The organism is Actinokineospora baliensis (assembly GCF_016907695.1).
In the GTDB taxonomy this organism is placed as follows: domain Bacteria; phylum Actinomycetota; class Actinomycetes; order Mycobacteriales; family Pseudonocardiaceae; genus Actinokineospora; species Actinokineospora baliensis.
In genome coordinates, this window is the sequence record NZ_JAFBCK010000001.1 from 571,445 (window position 1) to 596,856 (window position 25,412).

Annotated in this window: 22 protein-coding genes and 1 pseudogene; 15 read left to right on the forward strand and 8 right to left on the reverse strand. The window is 70.9% G+C overall.

Annotated elements, in window-relative coordinates; all coding sequences use genetic code 11:
- Window positions 1-143: 143 nt before the first annotated feature.
- The 6 genes from sucC to purH all read left to right on the forward strand — a co-directional run bounded on the left by sucC (window position 144) and on the right by purH (window position 6,983).
- Window positions 144-1,313, forward strand: a complete 1,170-nt coding sequence (sucC, locus tag JOD54_RS02250; RefSeq protein ID WP_204448954.1) for an ADP-forming succinate--CoA ligase subunit beta — start codon at window positions 144-146, stop codon at window positions 1,311-1,313.
- 5 nt (window positions 1,314-1,318) lie between these two features.
- Window positions 1,319-2,209, forward strand: a complete 891-nt coding sequence (sucD, locus tag JOD54_RS02255) for a succinate--CoA ligase subunit alpha (protein ID WP_204448955.1) — start codon at window positions 1,319-1,321, stop codon at window positions 2,207-2,209.
- Between the two features lie 161 nt (window positions 2,210-2,370).
- Window positions 2,371-3,042 (forward strand): DUF5336 domain-containing protein, encoded by a 672-nt coding sequence (locus JOD54_RS02260; protein ID WP_204448956.1) that lies wholly within the window; start codon window positions 2,371-2,373, stop codon window positions 3,040-3,042.
- A 351-nt stretch (window positions 3,043-3,393) separates the two neighbouring features.
- Complete coding sequence (locus JOD54_RS02265; protein WP_204448957.1) at window positions 3,394-4,716, forward strand: cell division protein PerM; 1,323 nt, start codon at window positions 3,394-3,396, stop codon at window positions 4,714-4,716.
- Window positions 4,717-4,779: 63 nt separating this feature from the next.
- Window positions 4,780-5,409, forward strand: coding sequence for a phosphoribosylglycinamide formyltransferase (gene purN, locus JOD54_RS02270; protein WP_204448958.1), 630 nt, complete (start codon window positions 4,780-4,782; stop codon window positions 5,407-5,409).
- Window positions 5,406-6,983 carry a bifunctional phosphoribosylaminoimidazolecarboxamide formyltransferase/IMP cyclohydrolase gene (gene purH / locus JOD54_RS02275; RefSeq protein ID WP_204448959.1) on the forward strand — a complete coding sequence of 526 codons (1,578 nt, stop codon included), beginning with the start codon at window positions 5,406-5,408 and terminating at the stop codon, window positions 6,981-6,983. The genes purN and purH overlap by 4 nt, the downstream gene beginning before the upstream one ends.
- A gap of 33 nt (window positions 6,984-7,016) precedes the next feature.
- Here purH and JOD54_RS02280 read toward each other — a convergent pair whose 3' ends face one another.
- Window positions 7,017-7,766 (reverse strand): acyl-CoA thioesterase, encoded by a 750-nt coding sequence (locus tag JOD54_RS02280; protein ID WP_204448960.1) that lies wholly within the window; start codon window positions 7,764-7,766, stop codon window positions 7,017-7,019.
- Window positions 7,767-8,145: 379 nt separating this feature from the next.
- On the opposite strand from JOD54_RS02280, the gene imuA' reads away from it, so the two are divergent.
- The 3 genes from imuA' to JOD54_RS02295 all read left to right on the forward strand — a co-directional run bounded on the left by imuA' (window position 8,146) and on the right by JOD54_RS02295 (window position 14,109).
- A complete protein-coding gene (gene imuA', locus JOD54_RS02285; RefSeq protein WP_204448961.1) occupies window positions 8,146-8,811 on the forward strand; it encodes a DnaE2-dependent mutagenesis accessory factor ImuA' in 666 nt (221 codons plus the stop codon).
- A gap of 50 nt (window positions 8,812-8,861) precedes the next feature.
- On the forward strand, window positions 8,862-10,349 hold the full coding sequence (locus JOD54_RS02290) for a DNA polymerase Y family protein (RefSeq protein WP_204456023.1): 1,488 nt from the start codon (window positions 8,862-8,864) through the stop codon (window positions 10,347-10,349).
- A gap of 466 nt (window positions 10,350-10,815) precedes the next feature.
- Complete coding sequence (locus JOD54_RS02295) at window positions 10,816-14,109, forward strand: error-prone DNA polymerase (protein ID WP_204448962.1); 3,294 nt, start codon at window positions 10,816-10,818, stop codon at window positions 14,107-14,109.
- Here the strand turns inward: JOD54_RS02295 and JOD54_RS02300 are convergent.
- Window positions 14,102-14,524, reverse strand: coding sequence for a protein-tyrosine phosphatase family protein (locus JOD54_RS02300; protein ID WP_204448963.1), 423 nt, complete (start codon window positions 14,522-14,524; stop codon window positions 14,102-14,104). The two genes, JOD54_RS02295 and JOD54_RS02300, sit on opposite strands and share 8 nt — an antisense overlap.
- A gap of 40 nt (window positions 14,525-14,564) precedes the next feature.
- Window positions 14,565-16,022: an aldehyde dehydrogenase family protein gene (locus JOD54_RS02305; RefSeq protein WP_204448964.1), complete on the reverse strand. Its 1,458-nt coding sequence runs from the start codon at window positions 16,020-16,022 to the stop codon at window positions 14,565-14,567.
- A gap of 284 nt (window positions 16,023-16,306) precedes the next feature.
- On the opposite strand from JOD54_RS02305, the gene guaA reads away from it, so the two are divergent.
- The 3 genes and pseudogenes from guaA to JOD54_RS02315 all read left to right on the forward strand — a co-directional run bounded on the left by guaA (window position 16,307) and on the right by JOD54_RS02315 (window position 18,437).
- Window positions 16,307-17,866: a glutamine-hydrolyzing GMP synthase gene (guaA, locus tag JOD54_RS02310; RefSeq protein ID WP_204448965.1), complete on the forward strand. Its 1,560-nt coding sequence runs from the start codon at window positions 16,307-16,309 to the stop codon at window positions 17,864-17,866.
- Between the two features lie 257 nt (window positions 17,867-18,123).
- Window positions 18,124-18,246: pseudogene (locus tag JOD54_RS35915) on the forward strand (IS110 family transposase); the annotation flags it as partial.
- A gap of 8 nt (window positions 18,247-18,254) precedes the next feature.
- Window positions 18,255-18,437 (forward strand): hypothetical protein, encoded by a 183-nt coding sequence (locus tag JOD54_RS02315; protein ID WP_239573256.1) that lies wholly within the window; start codon window positions 18,255-18,257, stop codon window positions 18,435-18,437.
- A 608-nt stretch (window positions 18,438-19,045) separates the two neighbouring features.
- On the opposite strand, the gene JOD54_RS02320 is transcribed toward JOD54_RS02315, so the two are convergent.
- Both JOD54_RS02320 and JOD54_RS02325 read right to left on the reverse strand, forming a co-directional pair.
- Complete coding sequence (locus JOD54_RS02320) at window positions 19,046-19,249, reverse strand: DUF3995 domain-containing protein (RefSeq protein ID WP_204448966.1); 204 nt, start codon at window positions 19,247-19,249, stop codon at window positions 19,046-19,048.
- Complete coding sequence (locus JOD54_RS02325; RefSeq protein WP_204448967.1) at window positions 19,242-20,543, reverse strand: PspC domain-containing protein; 1,302 nt, start codon at window positions 20,541-20,543, stop codon at window positions 19,242-19,244. The genes JOD54_RS02320 and JOD54_RS02325 overlap by 8 nt, the downstream gene beginning before the upstream one ends.
- A 77-nt stretch (window positions 20,544-20,620) precedes the next feature.
- Between JOD54_RS02325 and JOD54_RS02330 the strand changes: the two genes are divergently transcribed.
- Both JOD54_RS02330 and JOD54_RS02335 read left to right on the forward strand, forming a co-directional pair.
- On the forward strand, window positions 20,621-21,940 hold the full coding sequence (locus JOD54_RS02330; protein WP_204448968.1) for a PspC domain-containing protein: 1,320 nt from the start codon (window positions 20,621-20,623) through the stop codon (window positions 21,938-21,940).
- Window positions 21,937-22,599 (forward strand): response regulator, encoded by a 663-nt coding sequence (locus JOD54_RS02335; RefSeq protein WP_204448969.1) that lies wholly within the window; start codon window positions 21,937-21,939, stop codon window positions 22,597-22,599. Before JOD54_RS02330 ends, JOD54_RS02335 begins: the two co-directional genes overlap by 4 nt.
- On the opposite strand, the gene JOD54_RS02340 is transcribed toward JOD54_RS02335, so the two are convergent.
- Window positions 22,596-23,495 carry a DMT family transporter gene (locus JOD54_RS02340; RefSeq protein WP_239573257.1) on the reverse strand — a complete coding sequence of 300 codons (900 nt, stop codon included), beginning with the start codon at window positions 23,493-23,495 and terminating at the stop codon, window positions 22,596-22,598. The two genes, JOD54_RS02335 and JOD54_RS02340, sit on opposite strands and share 4 nt — an antisense overlap.
- Before the next feature lie 133 nt (window positions 23,496-23,628).
- On the opposite strand from JOD54_RS02340, the gene JOD54_RS02345 reads away from it, so the two are divergent.
- Window positions 23,629-24,534: a LysR family transcriptional regulator gene (locus JOD54_RS02345; protein WP_204448971.1), complete on the forward strand. Its 906-nt coding sequence runs from the start codon at window positions 23,629-23,631 to the stop codon at window positions 24,532-24,534.
- A gap of 2 nt (window positions 24,535-24,536) precedes the next feature.
- Here JOD54_RS02345 and JOD54_RS02350 read toward each other — a convergent pair whose 3' ends face one another.
- Complete coding sequence (locus tag JOD54_RS02350) at window positions 24,537-24,896, reverse strand: cytotoxic translational repressor of toxin-antitoxin stability system (protein WP_307859797.1); 360 nt, start codon at window positions 24,894-24,896, stop codon at window positions 24,537-24,539.
- 62 nt (window positions 24,897-24,958) lie between these two features.
- Window positions 24,959-25,375, reverse strand: coding sequence for a RelB antitoxin-like protein (locus tag JOD54_RS02355; protein ID WP_204448973.1), 417 nt, complete (start codon window positions 25,373-25,375; stop codon window positions 24,959-24,961).
- Window positions 25,376-25,412 lie beyond the last annotated feature (37 nt).

The following is a 25,412-nucleotide window of genomic DNA, read 5'->3' on the forward strand; positions in this document are numbered from 1 at the left end:
CGGTCGTGACGGACCTCACCGGGTGCGAAGTGTCAAGCCCCATCCCACGTCGCTAGGGTTCCCGTGTCGTCAGACAGCGCGACCTCACCCAAGCCTGTCGTCCCACAGCAGCACGTCGACACCGTAAGTCAGGAGACTGTCGAGTGGACCTGTACGAGTACCAGGCGAAGGATCTCTTCGCCGCCCACGGGGTCCCGGTCCTGCCGGGCGACGTGGCAAGCACCCCCGAGGAAGCCCACGCGATCGCGCAGGGGCTCGGGCAGACCGTGGTCATCAAGGCCCAGGTGAAGACCGGCGGCCGCGGCAAGGCGGGCGGCGTGAAGCTCGCCGACGACGCCGACGGCGCCAAGGAGAAGGCCGAGGCGATCCTCGGCCTCGACATCAAGGGCCACATCACCCGCAAGGTGCTGGTGACCGTCGCCTCCGACATCGCCGAGGAGTACTACTTCTCCTTCCTGCTCGACCGCGCCAACCGGACCTTCCTGGCGATGGCCTCGGCCGAGGGCGGCATGGAGATCGAGCAGCTGGCCGTGGAGCGCCCCGACGCGCTGGCCAAGGTGCCGGTCGACGCGATCAAGGGCGTCGACCTGGCGACCGCGCGCGACATCGCGACCCAGGCCAGGATCCCGGCCGAGGTGCTGGAGCAGGCCGCCGAGGTGATCGTCAAGCTGTGGGAGACCTTCGTCAGCGAGGACGCCACCCTCGTCGAGGTCAACCCGCTGGTGCGCGACCCGCAGGACAAGGTCATCGCCCTCGACGGCAAGGTGACCCTGGACGAGAACGCCGCCTTCCGCCAGCCCGGCCACGCCGCGCTGGTCGACAAGGACGCCGAGGACCCGCTGGAGGCCGCGGCCAAGGCCAAGGACCTCAACTACGTCAAGCTCGACGGCCAGGTCGGCATCATCGGCAACGGCGCGGGCCTGGTCATGTCCACCCTGGACGTCGTCGCCTACGCCGGTGAGAAGCACAAGGGCGTCAAGCCCGCGAACTTCCTCGACATCGGTGGCGGCGCCTCGGCCGAGGTGATGGCCAACGGCCTGCACATCATCCTGGGCGACCCGGACGTGAAGTCCGTCTTCGTCAACGTCTTCGGCGGCATCACCTCCTGCGACGCGGTCGCCAACGGCATCGTCGCGGCGCTGCAGATCCTGGGCGACGAGGCCACCAAGCCGCTGGTCGTCCGCCTGGACGGCAACAACGTCGACGAGGGTCGGCGGATTCTGGCCGAGGCCAACCACCCGCTGGTGACGGTCGTCGACACTATGGACAACGCGGCTGACAAGGCCGCCGAGCTCGCGGCTGCGGGGGTCTGACCCAGATGGCTATCTTCCTGACCGAGAACAGCAAGGTCATCGTCCAGGGCATCACCGGCTCCGAGGGCACCAAGCACACCGCGCGGATGCTCAAGTCGGGCACGAACATCGTCGGCGGGGTGAACCCGCGCAAGGCGGGCACCAAGGTCGAGATCGAGGGCCAGTCGCTGCCGGTGTTCGCCACCGTCGCCGAGGCCATCGCCGAGACCGGCGCGGACGTGTCGGTCATCTTCGTGCCGCCGAAGTTCGCCAAGGACGCCGTCATCGAGGCGATCGACGCCGAGATCGGCCTCGCGGTCGTCATCACCGAGGGCATCCCGGTGCACGACTCCGCCTACTTCTGGGCGCACGCGGTCGCCACCGGGCACAAGACCCGGATCATCGGCCCGAACTGCCCCGGCCTGATCTCCCCCGGGAAGTCCAACGCGGGCATCATCCCGGCCGACATCACCGGCCCCGGCAAGATCGGCCTGGTGTCCAAGTCGGGCACGCTGACCTACCAGATGATGTACGAGCTGCGCGACATCGGCTTCTCGTCCGCGGTCGGCATCGGCGGTGACCCGATCATCGGCACCACGCACATCGACGCGCTCGCCGCGTTCGAGGCCGACCCCGAGACCGAGCTGATCGTGATGATCGGCGAGATCGGCGGCGACGCCGAGGAGCGGGCCGCGGCCTACATCAAGGAGAACGTGACCAAGCCGGTCGTCGGCTACGTCGCGGGCTTCACCGCCCCCGAGGGCAAGACGATGGGCCACGCGGGCGCGATCGTGTCCGGCTCGGCCGGTACCGCGCAGGCGAAGAAGGAGGCCCTCGAGGCCGCAGGCGTCAAGGTCGGCAAGACGCCGTCGGAGACCGCCGCGCTGGCGCGGGAGCTGTTCACCGCGCGCGGCTAGGGAGTGTTGAGCACTACCGTGGGGCCGGGCGCTGGTAGCGTCCGGCCCCACGCTCGTTCATCCGCCCGGGAACCGGACACGGTCGGGTGACGTCCAACGGGCAGGGATGGGCTAGCGTTTCGTTGGCTCTGATGTTTCTTCGTCGCTGAGGAGAGCACGCGATGACCTACCCAGGTGCGCCGGGCGGATACCCGGGGCCGGGACAACCGCAGCAGCCACCGCAGCCCCAGCCGGGGTTCGGCCCGCCGCCGGTGGCCTCGGGCAGCAGGTTCACCCTGGCGCAGACGCTGCACTTGGTCGTGCTCGGTCTCGGCGCGCTGAACCTGTTCCTCGGGTTCGCCCCGCTCGCGGCGTCGATCAGCTTCTACGAGGGCGGCTTCGGCTGGGTGCCCGGTCTGCTGTTCGCCGGTGGCCTGCTCGCGCTGCCCGCGGTGCTCGCCGGTGACAAGAAGGTCGGCGTGCACTCGGTCGCCCTGGTGCTCGGCGCGACGCTGGCGTTCCTGTTCAGCGTGTTCGCCAGCGACGGCGAGCTCAAGGCTGGCGGCATCATGGTGCTGATCTTCGGCTTGCTGCAGTCCGGTGGCGCCATCGCCGCGTTCCTGTTCGAGGCGGGCATCCTCAAGCCGCCCGCGCCCGCGCAGCACCACGGCCACTTCGGACAGCCGGGCGGCTACAACCCGCCGTCCGGGCAGTTCCAGCAGCCCTACGGCCAGCCGCCGGTGCAGCAGCCGCAGCCGGGCGCGCAGACCACCTTCGCCCCGCAGCAGGGCCAGTTCGGCCAGCCCCCGCACGCCCCCGGCACGCCGCCGGGTGGGTACCCGCAGCAGGGCTGACGCGCTTTCTCGCCGGAACGGGCGGGGTCACCGGGAAACCGGAGACCCCGCCCGTTCCGCGTTTCCGGGGTGGTGGCGGTGATGAGGCTGATCAACCTCGGCGCAGGTGGCTGCCTGCCGGGGGCAGCAGTGCCAGATCCGGGGCGGCTGCCCGAACACAGGAATGGCAGCCGGATTCGGCTGACCGCCACCGCCGCTGGGCGGGTGCCGTTGGCGATGTCCGCACCTCGCCGTCGTCGGGCCCGAGGCGGTCGGGGTCCGTCGCCGACCTCGTTTCCGGGCGTTCACCGGATTGGTGGGTGGCGGCGTGGCTGAACCGATCGGCGGAGCGCGGGTGTCAGAGTGGGGGCCATGCCGGACACCGACCTGTTGGAGGCCGAGGAGACCGACCGGGTCGTGATCACCCGGTCGCTGCGCGGGCGGGTGCTCGCTGTCGCCGCTGTTGGGCCGGTGCTCACCGGGTACGCGGCTGTGGCGGCGGTGTTGGCGCTGGTCACGGCGATCGCGGCGCGGGCGTTGTTCACCACGCCCGGTGTTCTGGCCGCGGCGGTGCCGGGCTGGCTAGCGGCTTACCAGGTGCCGGTGCGGATCGAGGGCCATGAACTCGGTGCTCTGCCCCTGTTGCCGACGCTGCTGGTGTTGGTGCTGGTGTGGCGGACGGCGGCTGCGGCAGCGGAACGGTTGGACGTGGAGACGCCGCGGGAGGCTGGGCAGGTGGTGGGTGCCGTTGTCGGCGCGCATGCCGTGGTGGGCCTAACGCTGGCGTTGTTGTGTTCGGGTGGAACGGTCACGATCGACCCCTTGGCGGGGTTGTACTACCCGGCTCTCCTGTCCGGTATCGCCGCCGTAGCCGGGGTGATTCCGCGCGCTGGGGTATTGCACGTGTTGTCCGAGCGGATGGACGCGGTAGCGCTAAGAGGCCTGCGAGCCGGTCTGCTCGCGGTGGCGGCACTGCTTGCCACGGGCGCGGTTGTGCTGACCCTGGCGTTGGCCCTGTCGTTCTCGACCGTGAAGGGCCTCTTCGCCATAGAGGGCCTCGGCGGCGGTGTCGGCATGTTGTTGCTGTCGCTGGGATATCTGCCTAACGCGGTGATCGCGGCCACGGGGTTCGCAGCGGGCCCAGGCTTCTCCTTGGGGACGGTTGTGGTGTCCCCTATGGACTTCTCCGGTGGCGTAGTGCCGCCGCTGCCGCTTCTAGGCGCCTTGCCGGAGCATGGTCAACCGTGGTGGTTGGTGCTGTTCGCGTTGCCCGGCGCTGTCGGGACGCTGGTGGGCTGGGTACTGCGCGAGGTCGACGAGTCACCCCGGATGCGGTTGCGCGCGGTGGCGGTGGCCTCCGTTGTGGTGGCGATGGTGTTCGCGGTGCTGGGTGGGGCGGCGGGCGGAGCGCTGGGCGGTGGCCCCTTCAACCCGTTGGACCTGCGGGCGGCGTGGTTGTCGTTGGCGCTGGTGGCCTGGGTCGCGGTCCCCGGCGGCCTGATCGCCTGGACTGCGGGACCGCAGCCCGAACCGGAACCAGAGCCTGATCCCGAGCCGGACGACGAGACCGACGAGACCGAAGAAGACCCCGACGAGGTCGAGGAACCAGAAGACCCGGTGGACGAGGCGGTCGCGGACGAGGCCGAGCCGGAGGACGAGCACGAGGGCGGGGACACAGCCAAGCCCGGGTCCTGAGCAAGATCGACTTCCCACGGCCTAGTCTGGGCGCGTCCTGGTCCGGCCTTCGCAGGGAGCACGTTGAGCGCTCAGTACCCGCCCGCTTCCCCAGCCAGGGTCGTCGTCCTGGTCTCCGGGTCCGGCACCCTGCTGCAGGCCCTGCTCGACGCGGCCGCGTCGCCGGACTACCCGGCCGAGGTGGTGGCCGTCGGCGCCGACCGGACCGGGATCGAGGGCCTGGCCAGGGCCGAACGCGCGGGGGTGCCGACCTTCTCGGTGCGCCTGCGCGACCACGCCGACCGCGCGGCCTGGGACGCGGCGCTGACCGAGGCGGTCGCGGCGCACCGGCCGGACCTGGTGGTCTCGGCCGGGTTCATGAAGATCGTCGGCGCCGGGTTCGTGGCCCGCTTCGGCGGCCGGACGATCAACACGCACCCCGCGCTGCTGCCCGCCTTCCCCGGCGCGCACCCGGTGCGCGACGCCCTCGAGCACGGCGTCCTGGTCACCGGGGCCACCGTGCACCTGGTCGACTCGGGCGTGGACTCCGGGCCGATCCTGGGCCAGGCGCCGGTGCTGGTCGAGCCGGGCGACGACGAGGCGGGGCTGCACGAGCGCGTCAAGGTGGTGGAGCGGCGGCTGCTGGTGGACGTGGTCGCCGGGATGGCCGCCGAGGGCTACACCGTGGACGGACGAAAGGTGAGCATCCCGTGAGCGTTACCGAGGCGGCCCAGCGGCGGCGGATCCGCCGCGCGCTGATCGGCGTGTCGGACAAGAGCGGCCTGCTGGAGCTGGCGACCGGCCTGCACGCGGCCGGGGTGGAGATCGTGTCCACCGGCGGCACCGCGAAGACCATCGCCGACGCCGGGGTCCCGGTGACGCCGGTGGAGGAGGTGACCGGGTTCCCCGAGTCGCTGGGCGGCCGGGTCAAGACGCTGCACCCGAGGGTGCACGCCGGGCTGCTGGCCGACATGCGCGACCCGGCGCACGTGGCGCAGCTCGACCAGCTGGAGATCGCCCCGTTCGACCTGCTGGTGGTGAACCTGTACCCGTTCGTCAAGACGGTGTCCTCGGGTGCCTCGCCGGAGGAGTGCGTCGAGCAGATCGATATCGGCGGTCCGGCGATGGTGCGCGCGGCGGCGAAGAACCACGCCAGCGTGGCCGTTGTCGTCGACCCCGCGAGGTACTCGTGGCTGTTGGAGCAGGTCGCGGCTGGCGGCTTCACCTTGGCCGACAGGCAGTCCTTGGCCGCTGCGGCCTATAGGCACACCGCGTCCTACGACGTCGCTGTGGCGTCGTGGATCGGCAACGTCCTCGCCCCCGATGACGAGGGGTCGGGCTTCCCGGGCTGGGTCGGCGCCACCTGGGAGCGGAAGAACGTCTTGCGCTACGGCGAGAACCCGCACCAGAGCGCGGCTCTATACGTGCAAGGGGACGGGTCGTCCGGGCTGGCCACTGCGACCCAGCTGCACGGCAAAGACATGTCGTACAACAACTACGTCGACGCGGACGCCGCTTGGCGGGCCGCGCACGACCACGCGTCGGCGTGCGTGGCGATCATCAAACACGCCAACCCGTGCGGTATCGCGGTGTCCGACGTGGACATCGCGCAGGCGCACCGCAACGCGCACGCCTGCGACCCGACCAGCGCGTTCGGCGGCGTGATCGCGGCCAACCGCGAGGTCAGCGTGGCCATGGCCGAGCAGGTGGCGGAGATCTTCACCGAGGTCGTCGTCGCCCCCGCCTACGCCGACGGCGCGGTGGAGGTGCTGACCCGCAAGAAGAACATCCGGATCCTGCTCGCCGAGCCGCCGCGCCGGTCGGGTGCCGAGCTGCGGCCGGTGTCGGGCGGGCTGCTCCTGCAGACCATCGACACCCTCGACGCCGAGGGCGACGACCCGGCCAAGTGGACGCTGGCGACCGGTGCGGCGGTGGACGACGCCACCCTCGCCGACCTGGCCTTCGCCTGGCGGGCCTGCCGCGCGGTGAAGTCGAACGCGATCCTGATCGCCAAGGACGGCGCCACCGTCGGCGCGGGCATGGGGCAGGTCAACCGGGTGGACGCCGCTCGGCTCGCGGTGTCGCGCGCCGGGGACCGCACGGTCGGCGCGGTCGCCGCGTCGGACGCGTTCTTCCCGTTCCCGGACGGTCTTGAGGTCCTCGTGGCGGCCGGGGTGCGCGCGATCGTGCAGCCCGGTGGTTCGGTTCGCGACGCCGAGGTCATCGCGGCCGCCGAGGCAGCCGGGGTGTCGCTGTACCTGACCGGTACCCGGCACTTCGCGCACTGACGTGGTGGGGGCGAGGGTTCCTCGCCCCCACTTTCAGCCTTCGAGGATGCGGCGGGTCTGCCTGCCGGTGGCGACGAGGTCGCCGTTGCGGTCCCACACCTCGCTGCCGTCAACGCACCAGCCCGCGTTCGCGTGCTCGGTGTGGATGCGCGCGAAGGCCCACTCACCCGCGTTGAAGGTGTGCGCCGCCTCGGTGAAGTGCACGGCCAGTTCCACGGTGGGGATGGGTACCGGGGTAGTGCGCGTCGCATAGAGGGCTGGCGCCAGCACGTCCAACAACACCGTTGCCGCCGACTCTGGCCGCGCGGGCGGATTGATCAGGCGGACCCAAGAGGTCAGGACTGGGCTATCACCGCCGCTTAGCGGAACGCCGCCTACAGGCCGGAACTCGATGTGCTGCGCGAAGGGCACCAACCCCGGCGGCAGCGTGAACGGCTCCAGGTCCTCGACATCAGGGATGCCTTGAAGGGCCAGGGCTGGGCTCTTAGGGCCGCTATCCCCGCCGCCGAAGGTTCCGGTGGCGAGCAAGGCAAGCTTGTCCCCCGCCTCTAGGCGCGCGGTGACGGTGGAGCTGCTGCGGCCCGCCTTGATCAGGTCGGCCGATACGCGCACCTCGTCGGACCGGACGGCGGCGAGGAAGGACGCGTGCAGCGCCCGCGCCGGGAGTCCCGGGACGCGCCTACCGGCGTGTTCGAGGGCGATGCCCGCCAGCAGGCCGCCGTGGGCCCCGGTCCACGAGCGCCAACTCTCGTCCACGCGCTCGACGTCGACCAGCGCGGTCATCGCTACCCCCAGCTCAGTGGTTTTGTGCAACTGACCATAGTCCGAGGTGGCGGCCGGTGCGCGGAGATCTGCGTCATGCCGGGAGTCCTGTGTGCACGGGTTTGACAGGCCGCCGGTCTGGGGTATTCTTCCGATGTCGAACACACGTTCGAATCCGGGCGGTCGGAGTCGAGGCCAACCACCCGGAACCGCCGTCTCCCCACGGTGAAGCGCGCGCGACTTGAGCGGCGCTCGTGCCGATCTGTGGAGGTAACCGCGGTGTGGTCGCTATCCGCTCCCGACGCGGGGAAGTACCCGGGAGCGGGTAGCGGCCACTTTTTACTGTCACCCCCGGTAGGCGTGCCCGTGGCGCGCCCACCCCGTCTCGCGGCGGCTGAGCATGTCGGCGCATCCGAGCCCACACCCCCTTCGCGTCGAACCGGGCACCCTCGCCGGTCCGCGCGTCCTTCCCGTCCACCCCGAACTGGCCGACCTCTTCCCCTGGGGTGGCCTCCGGCGTGGCGGCACAGTCTCGGTACAGGGGTCTTCCGGGCTCTTGCTCGCCCTGCTCGCCGAAGCCAGCTCGCAGGGGGCCTGGACAGCCGTGGTCGGCATGCCGGACCTCGGGGTGCTGGCCGCCGCCGAGATGGGCATGGCCGTCGAGCGGACCGCACTGGTCCCCCGCCCCGGCGGCGAGCTCGCCGCCGTCGTCGCGGCGCTGCTGGACGGCTTCGACCTGGTGGCCGTGGCCGCCAACCGGATCGGCGACCCGTTGGCCCGCAAGCTGTCGGCGCGCGCCCGCAACCGGGGCGCGGCACTGGTCGCGGTCGGTTCGTGGCCGGGCGCCGAGGTGGAGCTGAGCGTGGCGCGCGGCCGCTGGTCCGGCCTGGGGGTCGGCCACGGCCACCTCAGCAGCCACCGGGTCGAGGTGCGGGCCAGGGGCCGGGGCGCGGCCGCCCGACCTCGGCGAACGACGTTCACCCTGCGGGGTGGAACACCCTTGACGCCACCCCCGTTCGAACATATGTTCGACACCACCAACCCTGCTGTCAGGAGAGAACCGTGACCCGCCTGCTCGTGCTCTGGTGCCCGGACTGGCCGGTCGTCGCCGCGGGTATGGCGGCCGGGCTGGCGGTCGACGCGCCCGCGGTGGTGGTCTCGGCGAACGAGGTGGTCACCGCGAACGCCCAGGCCCGCCGGGAGGGCGTCCGGCCGGGCCTGCGCCGCCGGGAGGCGCAGGGCCGGTGCCCGGACATCGCCGTGCTGCAGGCCGACGCCGACCGCGACGCGCGGCTGTTCGAGCCGGTGGCCGCCGCGGTGGAGGAGTTGGCGGTGGGGGTGGAGGTGGTCGCCCCCGGGGTGGTCGCCGTCCCCGCCAGAGGTCCGTCCGGCTACTTCGGGTCGGAGGAGGCCGCCGCCGAGCGCCTGATCGACCAGGTGGCGATCCGCACCGGCGCCGAGGCCCAGGTGGGCGTGGCCGACGGCCTGTTCGCCGCCACCCTGGCCGCCCACCGCGGCCTGGTCGTGCCACCGGGCGGGAGCGCGGCTTTCCTCGCCCCGCTGGACATCCGCGAACTACCGGACCGCCCGGACCTGGTGGACCTCTTGCGCCGCCTGGGGATCCTCACCCTCGGCGCCTTCGCCGCCCTCCCGCACGCGGACGTCACCTCCCGCTTCGGCGCCGACGCGGGCCACGCCCACCGCCTGTCGAGCGGCCTGGAACAACGCCCGCCCTCCCGCCGTCGCCCCCCGGTAGACCTGTCCGTCGCGCACACCCCAGATCCCCCGATCGACCGGGTCGACGCCGCCGCCTTCGCAGCCAGAACCCTCGGCGACCGGCTGCACAGCCTCTTGGCGTCCCACGGCCTCGCCTGCACCCGCCTGGCCATCCACGCCGTCACCGCCAACGGTGAAGAACTGGTTCGCCTATGGCGCTGCGCAGACCCTCTTACCCCGTCCGGCATCTCCGACCGGGTCCGCTGGCAGCTGGACGGCTGGCTTCGCGGCTCAGACCGCCCCTCAGCCGGAATCACCCTGCTACGCCTAGAACCCGAAGAGACCGTAGACGGCCACGCCCTACAACTGGAACTGTGGCAAGGCGGCGAACAAACCACCCGAGCCGCCAGAGCCATGGTCCACGTCCAAGGCCTCTTAGGACAAGAAGGCGTCCTCACCCCAACCCTCAGCGGCGGCCGGGGCCCCGCGGAACAGGTCACGCTAACTCCCTGGGGAGACGAACAACGCCCCGAAACCCCACCAGACCTCCCCTGGCCCGGCCGATTACCCCCACCCGCCCCGGCGACGATCCCCACCCAACGCGTCCCCGCGACGGTGTTCGACCGCGACGGCGCAGAAGTGGGCGTGACCGGCCGCTTCACCCTGACCGGCCAACCAGACGAGGTGGCGGTCGGCGGGACGTCCCGGCGGGTGATCGCGTGGGCTGGACCGTGGCCTGCCGACGAGCGGTGGTGGGAGAAGGACAACGGGCGCCGCCGGGCGCGGTTGCAAGTCCTGCTGGCGGAGCGGTCCGAAGTGGAGAACCAGGACGCGCTGCTGCTGGTGCGGGAGAACGAGAAGTGGTCCGTGGAAGGGGTGTACGACTGATGTCGCCGGGTGATCCGATCCTGGACGAGTGGCTGGATCTCTTCGATCTGGCGGAGTTGATACCGGAGCAGCGGCGGTCGCCGGAGGATCCGGTGGTGGAGGGGTAGCGGCGGCATCGGCTCGCCTGCGGCATTGCACTGGATCCCTGGGTGGTCCGGTGTGCTCGATGGGGCGAACTTGTTTTGCGCGGGGCCCCTGCACCAGCCGTGGCAGGACCGCACAAGCCGGGGCCGAAAAGCATGGCCCTGCAGCGAGGCAAGGCTACGACTGCCGCCACCCCACACAAAACAAGTCCGCCCCATCGAGCAGTTGGGTGGGCGGCTTCCGAGTGTCCAGTGGCCGGGCTGGCGGGGCTGGCTCGGTGGGTTGGGTTTGGGTGGGCTGACTCGGTGGGCTGGTTTGGCACGCCAGCTTCCGGGGAGCGGTGGTCAACCAGGTGGGCTGGCTCGGAGGGTGGGTTGGGGAAATGGGGTGGAGCAACCCGCCGGTGCGGTGGTCGGAGTTGGAGCGGATCCTGTCGGGGCGGGCGGCCGCTGTGGGGGATGGTGGGGACAGTCCGGCGTGGACGCACCATCGGGAGAGGTATGTTTCGCCTTCGGGGGCCCGGGTGGTCGCCGATCAGGGGGATGGGGATGGGCGGGTTCCGTACGCGGAGCTGCACTGCCACAGCAACTTCAGCTTCCTCGACGGGGCCAGTCATCCGGAGGAGTTGGCTGAGGCGGCTTCGTTGTTGGGGCTCGACGCCGTTGCGATCACTGATCATGACGGGATGTACGGGGTGGTCAGGTTCGCGGAGGCGGCCAAGGAGGTCGGGGTTCGGACTGTCTTCGGCACCGAGCTCAGTCTGGGGTTGACTGCGCCGCAGAACGGGGTGGCTGATCCTGAGGGGGAGCACCTCCTCTTACTGGCTGCCGGGCAAGAGGGGTATCACCGGTTGTGCCGGGTTCTCACCTCTGGGCATCTTGAGGGCAAGGAGAAGGGGAAGCCTCTATACAACTTGCAGGAGGTGTTCGAAGAGACGCGGGAGCACTGTGTGGTGCTGACTGGGTGCCGCAAGGGGGCGGTTCGCAAGGCTTTGGCTGAGGGTGGGCCTGCCGCCGGGTTTGAGCAGTTGAGGTTGTTGACGGTCTCTTACGGTAAGGACCGCGTGTTTGTGGAGCTGGTCGACCACGGGTACCCGGAGGACTCCAAGCGCAACGACCTGCTGAACAAGATGGCAGCCGAGTTGGGGCTGCCGACCGTGGCCACCAATGCTGTGCACTACGCGAATCCGAGTCGAGGCCGGTTGGCGGCGGCTATGGCGGCGGTGCGAGCGCGGCGGAGTCTGGACGAACTAGAGGGGTGGTTGCCGCCCGCAGCTGTGGCGCATCTTCGTAGTGGGAAGGAGATGGCGGAGCGGTTCGAGCGGTACCCGGGGGCGGTGCAGCGGGCCGCGGTGCTGGGGGTCGCCCTGTCGTTCGACCTGGAGGTGGTGGCGCCGGAGTTGCCGCCGTTCACCGTGCCCGATGGGCACACCGAGGCGAGCTACCTGCGTGAGCTGGTCCGGGAGGGGGCGGCGACGAGGTACGGGGCGGGCGCGGACAAGGCGCACGCGCAGATCGAGCACGAGCTGACCGTGATCGAGGAACTCGGCTTCCCCGGGTACTTCCTGATCGTCTGGGACATCGTGCGGTTCTGCAAGGACAACGGGATCTACTGCCAGGGCCGGGGTTCGGCGGCGAACTCGGCGGTCTGCTACGCGCTGGGCATCACCAACGTCGACGCGGTGCGGTGGGAGCTGCTGTTCGAGCGGTTCCTGGCCCCGGCGCGGGACGGGCCGCCGGACATCGACCTGGACATCGAGTCGGACCGGCGGGAGGAGGCCATCCAGTACGTCTACACCAAGCACGGCAGGCGGCACGCGGCGCAGGTGGCGAACGTGATCACCTACCGGGCCAAGTCGACCGTGCGGGACATGGCGCGGGCGCTGGGGTACTCGCCGGGGCAGCAGGACGCGTGGAGCAAGCAGATCGACCGGTGGGGGCCGCTGACCAGCACCGTCGGCGACAACCACCTCGACGTGCCGGTCGCGGTGCTCGAGCTGGCCGGGCAACTGGAGGACTTCCCACGGCACCTGGGCATCCACTCCGGCGGCATGGTCATCTGCGACCGGCCGGTCAGCGAGGTGTGCCCGGTGGAGCCCGCGCGGATGGCCGACCGGACCGTGCTGCAGTGGGACAAGGACGACTGCGCCGCCGTCGGGCTGGTGAAGTTCGACCTGCTCGGGCTCGGGATGCTCTCCGCGCTGCGGTACATGGTGGAACTGGTGGCCGAGCACCACAGCGCGGCCGTCGAACTCGGCGAGCTCAACCTGGCCGACGCCGGGGTGTACGACATGCTGTGCGCGGCCGATTCGGTGGGTGTGTTCCAAGTGGAGAGTCGGGCGCAGATGGCGACGTTGCCCCGGTTGCAGCCGCGCGAGTTCTACGACCTGGTGGTGGAGGTCGCGCTGATCCGGCCGGGGCCGATCCAGGGCGGGTCGGTGCACCCGTACATCCGGCGCAAGAACGGCACCGAGAAGATCACCTACGACCACCCGCTGCTGGAGAAGGCCCTGCACAAGACCAAGGGCGTCCCGCTGTTCCAGGAACAGCTCATGCAGATGGCGGTCGACATCGCCGACTTCACCCCCGCCGAGGCCGACGAGCTGCGCCGGGCCATGGGCGCCAAGCGCTCTACCCGGCGCATGGAGCGGCTGCGGGAGCGCTTCTACGCGGGTGCGGCCACGCACGGGATCGACGAGGAACTGGCGGGCCGCATCTACGCGAAGCTGCTGGCGTTCGCGAACTTCGGTTTCCCGGAGAGCCACGCTCTTAGCTTCGCGTACCTGGTCTTCGCGAGCGCGTGGTTCAAGCTCTATTACCCGGAAGCCTTCTGCGCGGCGCTCTTGCGCGCCCAGCCCATGGGCTTCTATTCACCGCAGTCCCTAGTAGCCGACGCCCGCCGCCACGGCGTAACCGTTCTAGGGCCAGACATCAACGCCAGCCTCTCTTACCCCACCCTCGAACCAGCAGGCGAACGCCCCGCCATCCGTCTTGGCCTAAGCACGATCCGCAACATCGGCGAGAAACTGGCCACCCGCATCATCGCCGCCCGCGGCGAAACCCCCTTCGCGGACATGACCGACCTCGCCCGCCGAGTCGAACTGACCCGCCCCCAGATAGAGGCCCTGGCCACCGCGGGTGCTTTCGGCAGCTTCACCCCACACCGGCGAGAAGCCCTGTGGACCGCGGGAGCCGTTGTCTCCGAAGGCAAAGGCCACCTCCCCGGCACGGTCGTCGGCGCCACCGCCCCCACCCTCCCCGGCATGGACACCCTCGACCAGGCCATAGCCGACGTCTGGGCCACCGGCATCTCCCCGGACAGCTTCCCCACCCAGTTCATCCGCCCCTACCTCAACCGGATCGGCGCCCTCCCGGTGTCCGGCCTGTCCTCGGTGGAGAACGGAACCCGAATCCTCCTCGGCGGCGCGGTGACCCACCGGCAACGCCCCCAGACCGCGGGCGGGGTGACCTTCATGAACATCGAAGACGAGACGGGGATGGTGAACGTGGTGTGCTCCCCGGGCCTGTGGGTGCGCTACCGCCGGATCGCCCGGACCAGCGCGGCGCTGTTGATCCGCGGGATGGTGGAGAAGTCCGAGGGCGTGATCAGCCTCTATGCCGACCACATGCAGACCCTGCACATGCGCATAGAGGCCAAATCCCGCGACTTCAGATGAACTTCTCCACCCAGCGCTTCTGCCACGGGGTCTCCACCGCGCCGGGCAGGTAGTGCTTCCGCGTCCACGCAACCGCTTCCGCAGGGGCTACCCCGCTCAGGATGGCCAGGCACGACAGCACGGTGCCCGTTCGGCCGATACCGCCACCGCAGGCGATTTCCACGACTTCGCCCGAAGCCGCGCGCACATGTGCGTCCTTGATCAGCCGTATGGCTTCGGAGCGGTCGCGCGGGAGCCAGAAGTCCGGCCAGTCGATCCAGGTGTGGGGCCAGGTGAGGGTGGGTTCGTACCGGCGTAGGCGGGAGCCTCCCAGATAGAGGCCGTAGTCGGGGGCGTCGGTGATGGGGCCGTTGCGGAGACCCCTGGCTCGGACGCGGGTGCCGTCGGGGAGGTCGACCGGAGTGGGGCTGGTCATCGGGTACTAGTACCAGCGGGATGACCAGCCCCACAAACGCCTATAGGTCGATCCCGGACAGGACCATCACCTGTTCCTCGGTGAAGTCGTCCATCGCGGACCGCAGACCCTCGCGCCCGGTCCCAGAGCCCTTCACGCCGCCGTAAGGCATCTGGTCGGCGCGGTAGGACGGCACGTCGCCGATGACGACGCCGCCGACCTCGAGTTCGGCCGAAGCCTTGAACGCGACCTGCAGGTCACGGGTGAACACACCCGCCTGCAGCCCGTAGTCGGTCCCGTTGGCGACCTCGAAGGCCTCCTCCAGGGTGTCCACAACGGTCACCACGAGGACCGGCCCGAAGACCTCCTCGCACGACACCTTCTCCGCGGCCGGGACCCCGCTGAGCACGGTCGGGGCCACGGTCGCGCCGGATCTCGTGCCGCCGGTCAGCAGGGTCGCCCCGGCCGCCACGGCCTCCGACACCCAGGTCTCGACCCGCTCGGCGTTGCGCTCGTCGATCAGCGGACCGACGTCGACGTTCGGGTCGTGCGGGTCGCCGGTGTGCAGGGCCTCGACCTCGGCGACCAGGCGGGGGATGAACTCGTCGGCCAGCGAGCGGTGCACGACGACCCGCTGGACGGCGATGCAGGACTGGCCCGCCTGGTAGTTGCCGAAGGTGGCGATCCGGCGGGCGGCGAAGTCCAGGTCCGTCCAGTCCGGGCACAGGATCGCCGCGCTGTTGCTGCCCAACTCCATCACCACGTGCTTGCGCGGCGCGGCGGAGGTGATGCCGTGGCCGACGCCGGTGGAGCCGGTGAACGAGATGACCGGGATCCGGGGGTCCTCGATCAGCGCCGACATGGCCGAGCCGCGCACCGGCAGCACCGAGAACGACCCGGCTGGCAGGTCCGTCTCGGCCAGGATCTCGCCGAGCAGCAGCGACGACAGCGGGGTGGCCGACGCGGGCTTGACGATCACCGGGGCGCCGACCGCCAGCGCCGGGGCGACCTTGTGCGCGACCAGGTTCAGCGGGAAGTTGAACGGCGCCACCGCCAGCACCGGACCGCGCGGGCGGCGGCGGATCAGGCCCAGCCTGCGCTCGCCGTTGGCGTCGGTGTCCAGCCGCTGCAGCTCCCCGATGTGCCTGCGCGCCTCCTCGGCGGCGAACTTGAACACCGACACCGCCCTGGCCACCTCGATGGTCGACCACTTCAGCGGCTTGCCGTTCTCCGCGGTGATCGTCTCGGCGATCTCCTCGGTGCGCTCGGCCAGCGTGCGCGAGACGTGCTCCAGCGCGTTCGCCCGCACGTGCGCTGGCACCGAGCGCAGCGGCTTGGCCGCGGCGGCAGCGGCGGCGATGGCCGCCTCCACGTGCTCCGGGGTGGGCACCGACACCGTCGCCACGTCGGTCCCGTCGTAGGGGTGGCGCACCTCAAGGGTGTCCTCGCTGCTCTGCGGCCTGCCCGCCACCCAGAACGGGCGCGGCTTGGCCACCACGGCGTCTTGTTCGTCGGTCATGGGCTCCACGGTAGGCCGCGACCGGGCGTGCGGCTTGGCCGAGAAGGCCCCGGGTTAGGATGTCGGCGGCTGACCGACGGTGGTGACTAGGGTTCCGCCGCGCCGCACCTGGGCGCGGGTCTGGTTCGAGCGTCACGGAAAGCCCGCGCGACAGGTGCGCGGGCAGGCATCTCCGGGAGAGAAACCCAGGGAGGGACCGGTCGGCGCACGGTGCTGGACGCCGTGCGCCGATGGGGTGTCCCATCCGGTGCTCCGGCTTCCGCGACAACGGAAGGTCATGTGTCATGTCAGACAGTCATCGCCCGGTCCTCGTGGTGGACTTCGGCGCCCAGTACGCGCAGCTGATCGCGCGCCGGGTGCGCGAGGCTCAGGTCTACTCCGAGGTCGTGCCGCACACCGCGACCGTGGCCGACCTGCTGGCCAAGGACCCGGCGGCGATCATCCTCTCCGGCGGCCCGGCCAGCGTGTACGCCGAGGGCGCCCCCGCGGTCGACCCGGCCCTGTTCGAGGCGGGCGTGCCGGTGTTCGGCATCTGCTACGGCTTCCAGGCGATGGCCCTGGCGCTGGGCGGCACCGTCGAGCACACCGGCACCCGCGAGTACGGCCGCACCGACCTGGCCGCCGACGCGGGCGTGCTGCACGACGGGCTGCCAGGCAAGCACCCGGTGTGGATGAGCCACGGCGACTGCGTGACCAAGGCGCCGGAGGGCTTCACCGTCACCGCGGGCAGCGAGGGCGCCCCCGTCGCAGCGTTCGAGGACACCGCGCGCCGGTTCGCGGGCGTGCAGTACCACCCGGAGGTGCACCACTCGCCGCACGGCCAGGAGGTGCTGCGCCGGTTCCTGCACGACGTCGCCGGTGTTCGTCCACAGTGGACCACCGCGTCGATCGTCGACGAGCAGGTGGCCAGGATCAAGGCCCAGGTCGGCGACGGCAGGGCGATCTGCGGCCTGTCCGGCGGGGTCGACTCCGCGGTGGCCGCCGCCCTGGTGCAGCGCGCCATCGGCGACCGGCTGACCTGCGTGTTCGTCGACCACGGGCTGCTGCGCGCTGGCGAGCGGGCCCAGGTCGAGCGCGACTACGTCAGCGCCACCGGGGTCCGCCTGGTCACCGTGGACGCCCGCGAGCGGTTCCTGGCCGCGCTGGCCGGGGTGACCGACCCCGAGGAGAAGCGCAAGATCATCGGCCGGGAGTTCATCCGGGTGTTCGAGCAGGCCGAACTGGACCTGCAGGCCGAGGCGGGCGGCGACAAGTACCGCTTCCTGGTGCAGGGCACCCTCTACCCCGACGTCGTCGAATCCGGCGGCGGCACCGGCGCGGCGAACATCAAGAGCCACCACAACGTCGGCGGCCTGCCAGACGACCTGGAGTTCGACCTCGTCGAACCGCTGCGCGCCCTGTTCAAGGACGAGGTCCGCCGGGTCGGCCAGGAACTGGGCCTGCCAGAGACCATCGTCCAGCGGCAGCCCTTCCCCGGCCCCGGCCTGGGCATCCGCATCATCGGCGAGGTCAACGCCACCAACCTCGACATCCTGCGCGCCGCCGACTCCATCGCCCGCGAAGAACTGACCGCCGCGGGCCTCGACCGCGACATCTGGCAGTGCCCCGTAGTCCTCCTAGCCGACGTCCGCAGCGTCGGCGTCCAAGGCGACGGCCGCACCTACGGCCACCCCGTGGTCCTGCGCCCCGTCTCCAGCGAAGACGCCATGACCGCCGACTGGACCCGCCTGCCCTACGACGTCCTGGAGCGGATCTCGACCCGCATCACCAATGAGGTGGCGGAAGTCAACCGAGTGGTGCTGGACGTCACCAGCAAGCCCCCGGGCACCATCGAATGGGAGTAAGCCAGACGGCATAGCCCCAACACCGCTCTTCCACACCCTCGCGCGCGGCACAGCCCTCGTTGCCTTTTCGTAGTTCCTGATCAGGGAGCTGTGGTCACCAGGCCCGGCATGACAAGCCCCCACTCGAATCCATGATCCGGGGGTGGTGTCACCGGGTCTGGTGGCATCGAGGGACCGCTGAACAGAGACATGGCCACCGGCTTGGCGGGTCTCGTCGTGACGTGGGTGCCGGCCATCGATGCCTACATGCCCGGTCGGCGATGCGCCGCTTTGCCGACCTCTACCTGGGCCGGGCGAAACCGATGCCCCGGGACGCGTTCATCATCGCCGACGCCGCCCGCTCCCTGCCTTGCACCCTGCGCCGGGTCGACGTCCGCGACGGGCGGAGGTGCTGGTCACCCGTAGCTCCAGCACGAGGATCAAGGGCGAGCATCCAGCCTGGACCGGCACCCGCCAGCTCACACGCGCGTCCTTCTTCGCCGCCTTCGCCTCGTTGTCCGACTCCACCAGCCGGACCTACTACGCCCCCAAGAGAGCCGAGGGCAAGAACCACAACACCGCTCTTCCGTAGCGCCTCGCGCGCGGCACAGCCCCCACCCTCTCCGGGGGGGGCGGCCCCGGGGCCAGTCTATCGGGGCAGGCGGGGCGGTGGGGGGTTGGCGAAATGCCGTGGATGGCTGGGCGGGTTGTGGACAACTCGGCGGAAGCGGGCCGGGGTGGTGATCGGGTTCCGGCTTCGCCGTCGGATCTTCGGCTCGTCGCTTCGCGACATTGCGCTGGATCCGCGATTTGAGTGCAGGCTCGATGCGGTGGACCTGTTTTGCGTGGGGCCCCTACGACAGCCGTGGCAGGACCGCAAAAGCCGGGGCCGAAAAGCATGGCCCTGCAGCGAAGCAAGGCTACGACTGACGTCCCCCCACACAAAACAGGTCCACCCCATCGAGCAGTTGGCACCAGCGACTCCGAGTGTCCAGTGGTTACTTTGGGTGGGCTGGCTCGGCGGGCTGGGGTGGCACCAGCGACTTCCGAGTGTCCAGTGGCTGGCAATGCGGTCGGGGCGGGCGGGCGGGCGGGACGGCGCGGGACGGGCGGGACGGGCGGGGAGACGTCGGCGCCCAGCAAGAGACGAAGGGCCCGACCGGGTGGTCGGGCCCTTCGCGTGAGTGGCGGTGAAGGGGGCTATTTGCGCTTGCCGCGCAGTGAGCCGCCGAGGAGGAGGACGCCCACCAGGACGGCTACGCCTGCCAGTAGCCAGCGGGGGTCCAGGGACGGCAGCCAGATGCGGCCGTCGGTGAGGACGAAGGCGGAGGCGGCGAGGGTGGCCAGGCCCGCGAGCAGGGTCAGCGGGTCGATCCGCCGGGGGGTCTTGGTCTCGTCAGCCACGTCGCACGCTCACAGTCCCGGGTCCGGTGACCTCGGCTCGCAGTTCGATCTTCAGGCCGCCCGCGCCGTCCGGGCCCAGGTCGGTGCGCCTGACGGAGGTGTCGGTGCCGCCGCGCTGTTCGCCGAGGCAGTCGACGTCGCCGATGCCCGCGTCGCAGAACACGGTGACGTCGGCGTTCTCCGGGACGGTGACGGTGACGTCACCGATGCCGACCTCGGCGACGGTGCTGACCGTGCCGCTGGTGGGCAGGCCGGTGAGGTCGACGTTGATGGAGCCGATGTCGCGGCTGTAGACGGCCTGGACGTCGGCGATCGTGGTCGGGTTCGCCTGCACGTCGCCGACGCCGTTGGCCTTGAAGCCGTCGGGCCACACGACCGTCGCGGCGATGCCCAGCGCGGCCAGCGGCATCGCCAGCCCGATCAGGCCGCGGCCGCCGCCGGTGAACGAGCCGACGACCATGCCGAGGCCGAGCAGGCCGAGCACGACGCCGACGACGTGCCACGGGCTGAACCAGGTACCGGCGTAGGGCTCGATGATCACCGCGGTGCCGACGAACAGGAACGCGGTGGCCACGGTGACCGCGCCGACCTTGGAGCGCCGCCGGGGGGCGAGCGGCTCCGGGTCCGGCAGCGGGGTGGCGGGCTCGGGCAGGTCCCACGCGAAGGGCGCCGCGCCGAGCGGGTCCCACGCGGGGGGCTGCTCCGGGGTGTAGGCGTAGGGCGGGGGCGCGGTCGTCGTCGGGACCGCGATCGGCTGGGTCATCGGGGTCGGCACCTCGGTCGTCGTGCCCACCGGCACGGTCATCAGCGGTGTGGTCATCTGCGGGCCGGTCTCGTGCTCGGGCGCCGCGGGCCGGTTCAGGTGCCCCCGGTAGCGGTGCAGCAGGAACATCAGCCCCGCGACGACGACCAGGCCGAGGAAGCCGCGGAAGTCGAACCAGAAGCTGATCGCGGCGATGACCGCGACCACGAGCCCGACGGTGAAGTGCGTTGAGCTGGAGGACCGGCCGCGGCCGATGAGCGCCTCGGCTGGCGAGGTCTCGTCGTCGGTCTCGGGGAACAGCAGCCAGCTGAGCAGGTAGAACACGATTCCGGCGCCGCCGTAGAAGGTGGCGACGACGAAGGCGACCCGGAGGATGACCGGGTCGATGCCGTAGCGGTTGCCGATGGCAGCCGCGACGCCCGCGACCTTGCGGCCCTGCCGGGGCCTGCGCGGTCGGGACGCCCAGAAGTCCTTGAGCGTCTCCTCGACGCTCGCTGCGCCGGGGCGCGTCTGGTTCGATGTGCCACTCACGATGACAAGAATGGCTCCCGACCTGGGCGTTCGGCATCCGGGAACGACCCTGACTTTGCCTTCAGGGTCAAACCCCGATGTGGCGCGGGGGCCCGCGTGTGAGCATTCTTGACGTGACAGCTGTACTGCGCGAGCAGGGGGCGGACATCGAGCGATCGGTCGTGGGCGTCGAACGGGCCGCGGCGGCACCTGAGCACCCCAAGGTGTACCGCCGCCGGTCCGGTCGTGCCATGGCCGGGGTCGCCGGTGGGCTCGCCGACCACCTCGGTATCCCGGTCCTCTACACCCGGGTGGCGTTCACGCTGCTCGCGGCGCTGGGCGGCGCCGGGGTGGTGGCCTACGGACTGCTGTGGATCTTCGTGCAGCAGGTGTCCTCGGACGAGCCCGCCCGCGAGATCAGCGGCAAGGAGCGGCAGCAGGCGTTCGGCCTGGTCGCGCTGGGGCTGGGGCTGGCGATCGGGGCGGGCACGCTGGCCGGGACGGTCAACGGCTGGGTCGCCGGGTCGACCAGCGTCGCGCTGGTCGGTGCCGCGCTGGTCTGGCGGGAGGCCGACCAGAGCCAGCGGCGCCGGGTCCGCGGCGCGGTGCTCGGCGGTGGCGGTCGTTCGGCGGTCATCCGGGTGGTCAGCGGGGCCGCGCTGGTCGCCGCGGGCATCGTCATCTTCCTGATCAGCAGCATCGGCCTCGACCAGGTGCAGTTCGCGCTGCTGGCGGTGGTGGCCGCGCTGGTCGGGGTCGCGGTGATCACGGTGCCGTGGTGGCTGCGGCTGGTGCGCGACCTCGGCGACGAGCGGCGGGCCCGCATCCGCACCGAGGAACGCGCCGAGATCGCCGCCCACCTGCACGACTCGGTGCTGCAAACGCTTGCGCTCATCCAGAAGCAGGCCGACGCGCCGCGTGAGGTGCTGCGGTTGGCGCGCGGGCAGGAGCGGCAGCTGCGGAGCTGGTTGTACGGGCCGTCCGGGTACGGGCGCGGGGTCGCCGACGGGCGGATCGAGGGCGGGCTGCTGGCCGAGGCGCTGGCGCGCGCGGCGGGCGAGGTCGAGGACACCTTCGCGATCAAGGTCCAGCACGTGGCCGTCGGCGACTGCGAGCTCGACGAGCGGCTGTTCGCGGTGGTCATGGCCGCCCGCGAGGCGATGGTGAACGCGGCCAAGCACGCCGGGGTCGCCGAGGTGTCGGTGTACGCGGAGGTCGAGCCGGAGAAGGTCACCGTGTTCGTCCGCGACCGGGGCAAGGGCTTCGACCCGGAGGCCGTCCCCGACGACCGGCACGGGCTGGCCGACTCCATCCGGGGTCGCGTCGAGCGCAACGGCGGCGAGATCCGCCTGCGCACCGCACCCGGCGACGGGACAGAGGTACAGCTGCACATGCCGCGTGCGAAGGTGAGCACATGAGTGACAAGCGCTTGGTCCGGGTCTTCCTGGTCGACGACCACAGCATGTTCCGCGCGGGTGTGCGCGCCGAGCTCGACACCCTCACCGACGACATCGAGGTGGTCGGCGAGGCGGGCACGGTCGGCGAGGCGGTCGCCGGTATCGGTCACCTGCGCCCGGACGTGGTGCTGCTCGACGTGCACATGCCCGACGGCGGCGGCGCCGAGGTGCTGCGGCAGTCGCGCAAGGCTTTCCCGGAGGTCGTGTTCCTGGCGCTGTCGGTGTCGGACGCGGCCGAGGACGTCATCGCGGTGATCAGGGCTGGCGCGCGGGGGTACGTGACGAAGACGATCTCCAGCCAGGAGTTGGTGACCGCCGTCCTGCGCGTGTCCGAGGGCGACGCGGTGTTCTCGCCCCGGCTGGCCGGGTTCGTCCTGGACGCCTTCGCCGACCGGCCGGGCGCGGCGCCGATCAGCGACCCGGAGCTGGACCTGCTGACCCCCCGCGAGCGCGACGTGCTGCGTTTACTGGCCCGCGGGTACGCGTACAAGGAGATCGCGTCCGAGCTGTTCATCTCAGTGAAGACGGTCGAGACCCACGTGTCCAGCGTCCTGCGCAAGACCCAGCTGTCCAACCGGTACGAGCTCTCCCGCTGGGCCTCCGACCGGCGCCTGGTCTAGGGGGCCTTGGCGAGCACGGCGGTGGTGTCCTCGGCGACGACCGGGGACGGGGCCTTCTTCTGCCAGCGGGTCATGCCGACGCCGATGAGCACCACGACCATGCCCAAGACGACGCGCACGGTGATGCCCTCGCCCAGGAACGCCGCGCCGAGCAGCACGGAGACGACCGGGAGCAGGTAGCCGACGGTGGTGGCGTTGGTGGGGCCCTCGTCGGCGATCAGCCGGTAGTTGATGGCGAAGGCGAACCCGGTGCCGAAGACGCCCAGGACGCCGATCGCGATGAGGACGGCCGGGGTGAGGTCGACGGTGTGGAAGCCGCCGACCGGCAGGGCCAGCGCGCTGAGGCCGGTGGCGGTGAGCAGCTGCGCGGCGGACAGGGCGATCGGGGCGACGCCGCGGCCGGAGAGGGTGCGACCGATGTAGGTGTAGCTGACGGCGTAGCTCGCGGCGGCGGCGAGGATGGCCAGCGAGCCCCAGCTGGCCAGGCCCGCCTGCTGCCACGGCGCGAAGATCAGCAGGGTGCCGCCGAAACCGAGCAGCAGGCCCGCCAGGCGCACCGGCTTGAGGGTGCGCTCGGTGCCGATGAGGATGCCGATCAGCAGCGCCCACAGCGGGGTGGTCGAGTTGATGACCCCCGCGACGCCGGAGTCGACGGTCCGCTCGCCGATGCCGAAGAGGGCGAACGGCAGCGCGTTGCCGAAGAACGCCGCCACGACCAGGTGACCCCAGACCCGGGGTTCGCGGGGCAGCTTGTGTCGCGCTGAGTAGCAGAGCACGACCACCACGAGCGCCCCGAGCGCGCACCGCGCGACGGTGATCTGGACCGGGTTCAGGCCGTGCAGCGCCAGCTTGATCCAGAGGAAGCTGGACCCCCACAGGAGCGCGAGCAGGCCCATCCTGACCAAGGTGCCCCTACTGCCGCTGATCACTCGTTTCCCCCCTCGATCAGGTCATCCCATCGGCAACTGTGCTGGAGACCTTCGTCCAGGACAAGTGAAATGTCCTGCATGGACCGTTAAGCTGGACTACATGCTTGATGTGCGACGCATGCAGGTGCTGCGGGCCGTGGTGACCAGCGGTTCGGTGACGGCGGCGGCCACCAACCTCGGTTACACACCGTCAGCGGTCAGCCAGCAGATAGCGACCCTGGAGCGCGAGGCGGGCATCCCGCTGCTCGAGCGCGTCGGCCGCGGCGTCCAACCCACGGCGGCGGGCAGGCTGCTGACCGAACACGCCGCGATCATCTCCCGGCACGTCGCCGAGGCCGAGACCGCGCTGGCCGACCTGCGCGCGGGCCGCACCGGCAGGCTCGCCATCCGCTACTTCGCCACCGCCGGGTCCGCCCTGGTGCCGCCCGCCCTGGCCCGCCTGCGCGCAGTGCACCCGGGCGTCCAGGTGGACCTGAAGCTGGTCGACCCCGGCGACCCGCTGCCCGAGGTGGCCCAGGGCCAAGCCGACCTGGCCATCGTCGTGCACCCCAGAACCGCCCCCCGCGGCGTCCACATGACCCACCTGCTCGACGACCCGTACCGCGTGGTCCTCCCCCGAGGCCACCGCCTGGCCAGCAAGCGCATCATCGACCTCGCCGACCTGGCCGAAGAACCCTGGGTGGGCGAATGGCCCATCGGCGGCCCCTGCTGGCAAATAATCCTCGACGCCTGCGCCGCCGCGGGCTTCACCCCGAACGTCACGGTGGAGAGCGAGGACTACACCAACGCCCAGGGTTTCGTCGCCGCGGGCCTCGGCATCAGCCTCATCCCCGTGATGGGCCTGTCCAACCCCCACCCCGGCACCGTCGCCCGCCGAATCCGCAACCCCGAACCCATCCGCCAAATCCACGCCGCGATCCGCGAAACAGCCATGGAGAACCCCCCGCTGACCGAACTCCTCACCGCCCTCCGCAACGCCGCCCACCAAGCCGTCCACGGGAAGTAGGGCTACCGACCCTCGGCCCAGAACCGCTGCGCCCTGGCCACGACCTCGTCCCGGCTCATGGCGGCGACCTCGGCCTCGGGCAGGCCCGCTTTGTGGATCAAGGTGTAGACGAGGTTCGCTGGCAACGTCGCAGCGGGTGGCGTTGGCACACCCCGACTCGGCAGGACTCCCTTGTGGACACACGCCCAGAACGCCGCCTCGTCCACCTCCAACTGGTCGCGGAGGATGTGGCCCCACAGGTTGGCACCGTAATCGGAGCGGTCGACCGGGTGGGACACCCGTGTCCGCAGCACCCGCCCGTCCGGCAGGTGCAACTCGTAGGTGACGTGGTGGGTCACGGTCCGACCGACCGCGTCACGCACCCTCTCCCAGCCCTCACCGCGGCAGAACGCGTCATGGTCCTGCCTCGTCGGCTGGGGCCACTTCACCGACTGACCCCCACCAGCCAGTCACGCAACTGCTCATCGGTGCTCAGGCTGATCAACTGGACCAACCCCCAGTTGTCGCGGTGATTCGGCGCCGCGGAAAGCCGCTCTTGCCAGTCCTCGGCGTACTCCCGAAGCGCGTCGACCATCTCCCCCAAAGCCCCGTCGAACGTCGCCCCGTCCGCGGCCACCGGAAGCCCCGGGATGAACACCGACCAACCAGCCCCCTCCTGCACCACCTCCGCGCGCGAGGAGATGATCGAAGCCAGGAAGTGCTGCATCCGAACGACATCCACCAACGCGACCTGAACCCCATCACGGGTCACCGTCGCCACGTGCCCCCGCTGAGCGGTGTCGAGCAACTCCTTCATCCGAGTTCGCGCGGAAGTGGAACTCTCCACATGCATGGCCGACATGACACCTCCAAGTCTCCCCCATGATGAGCCGAGACCC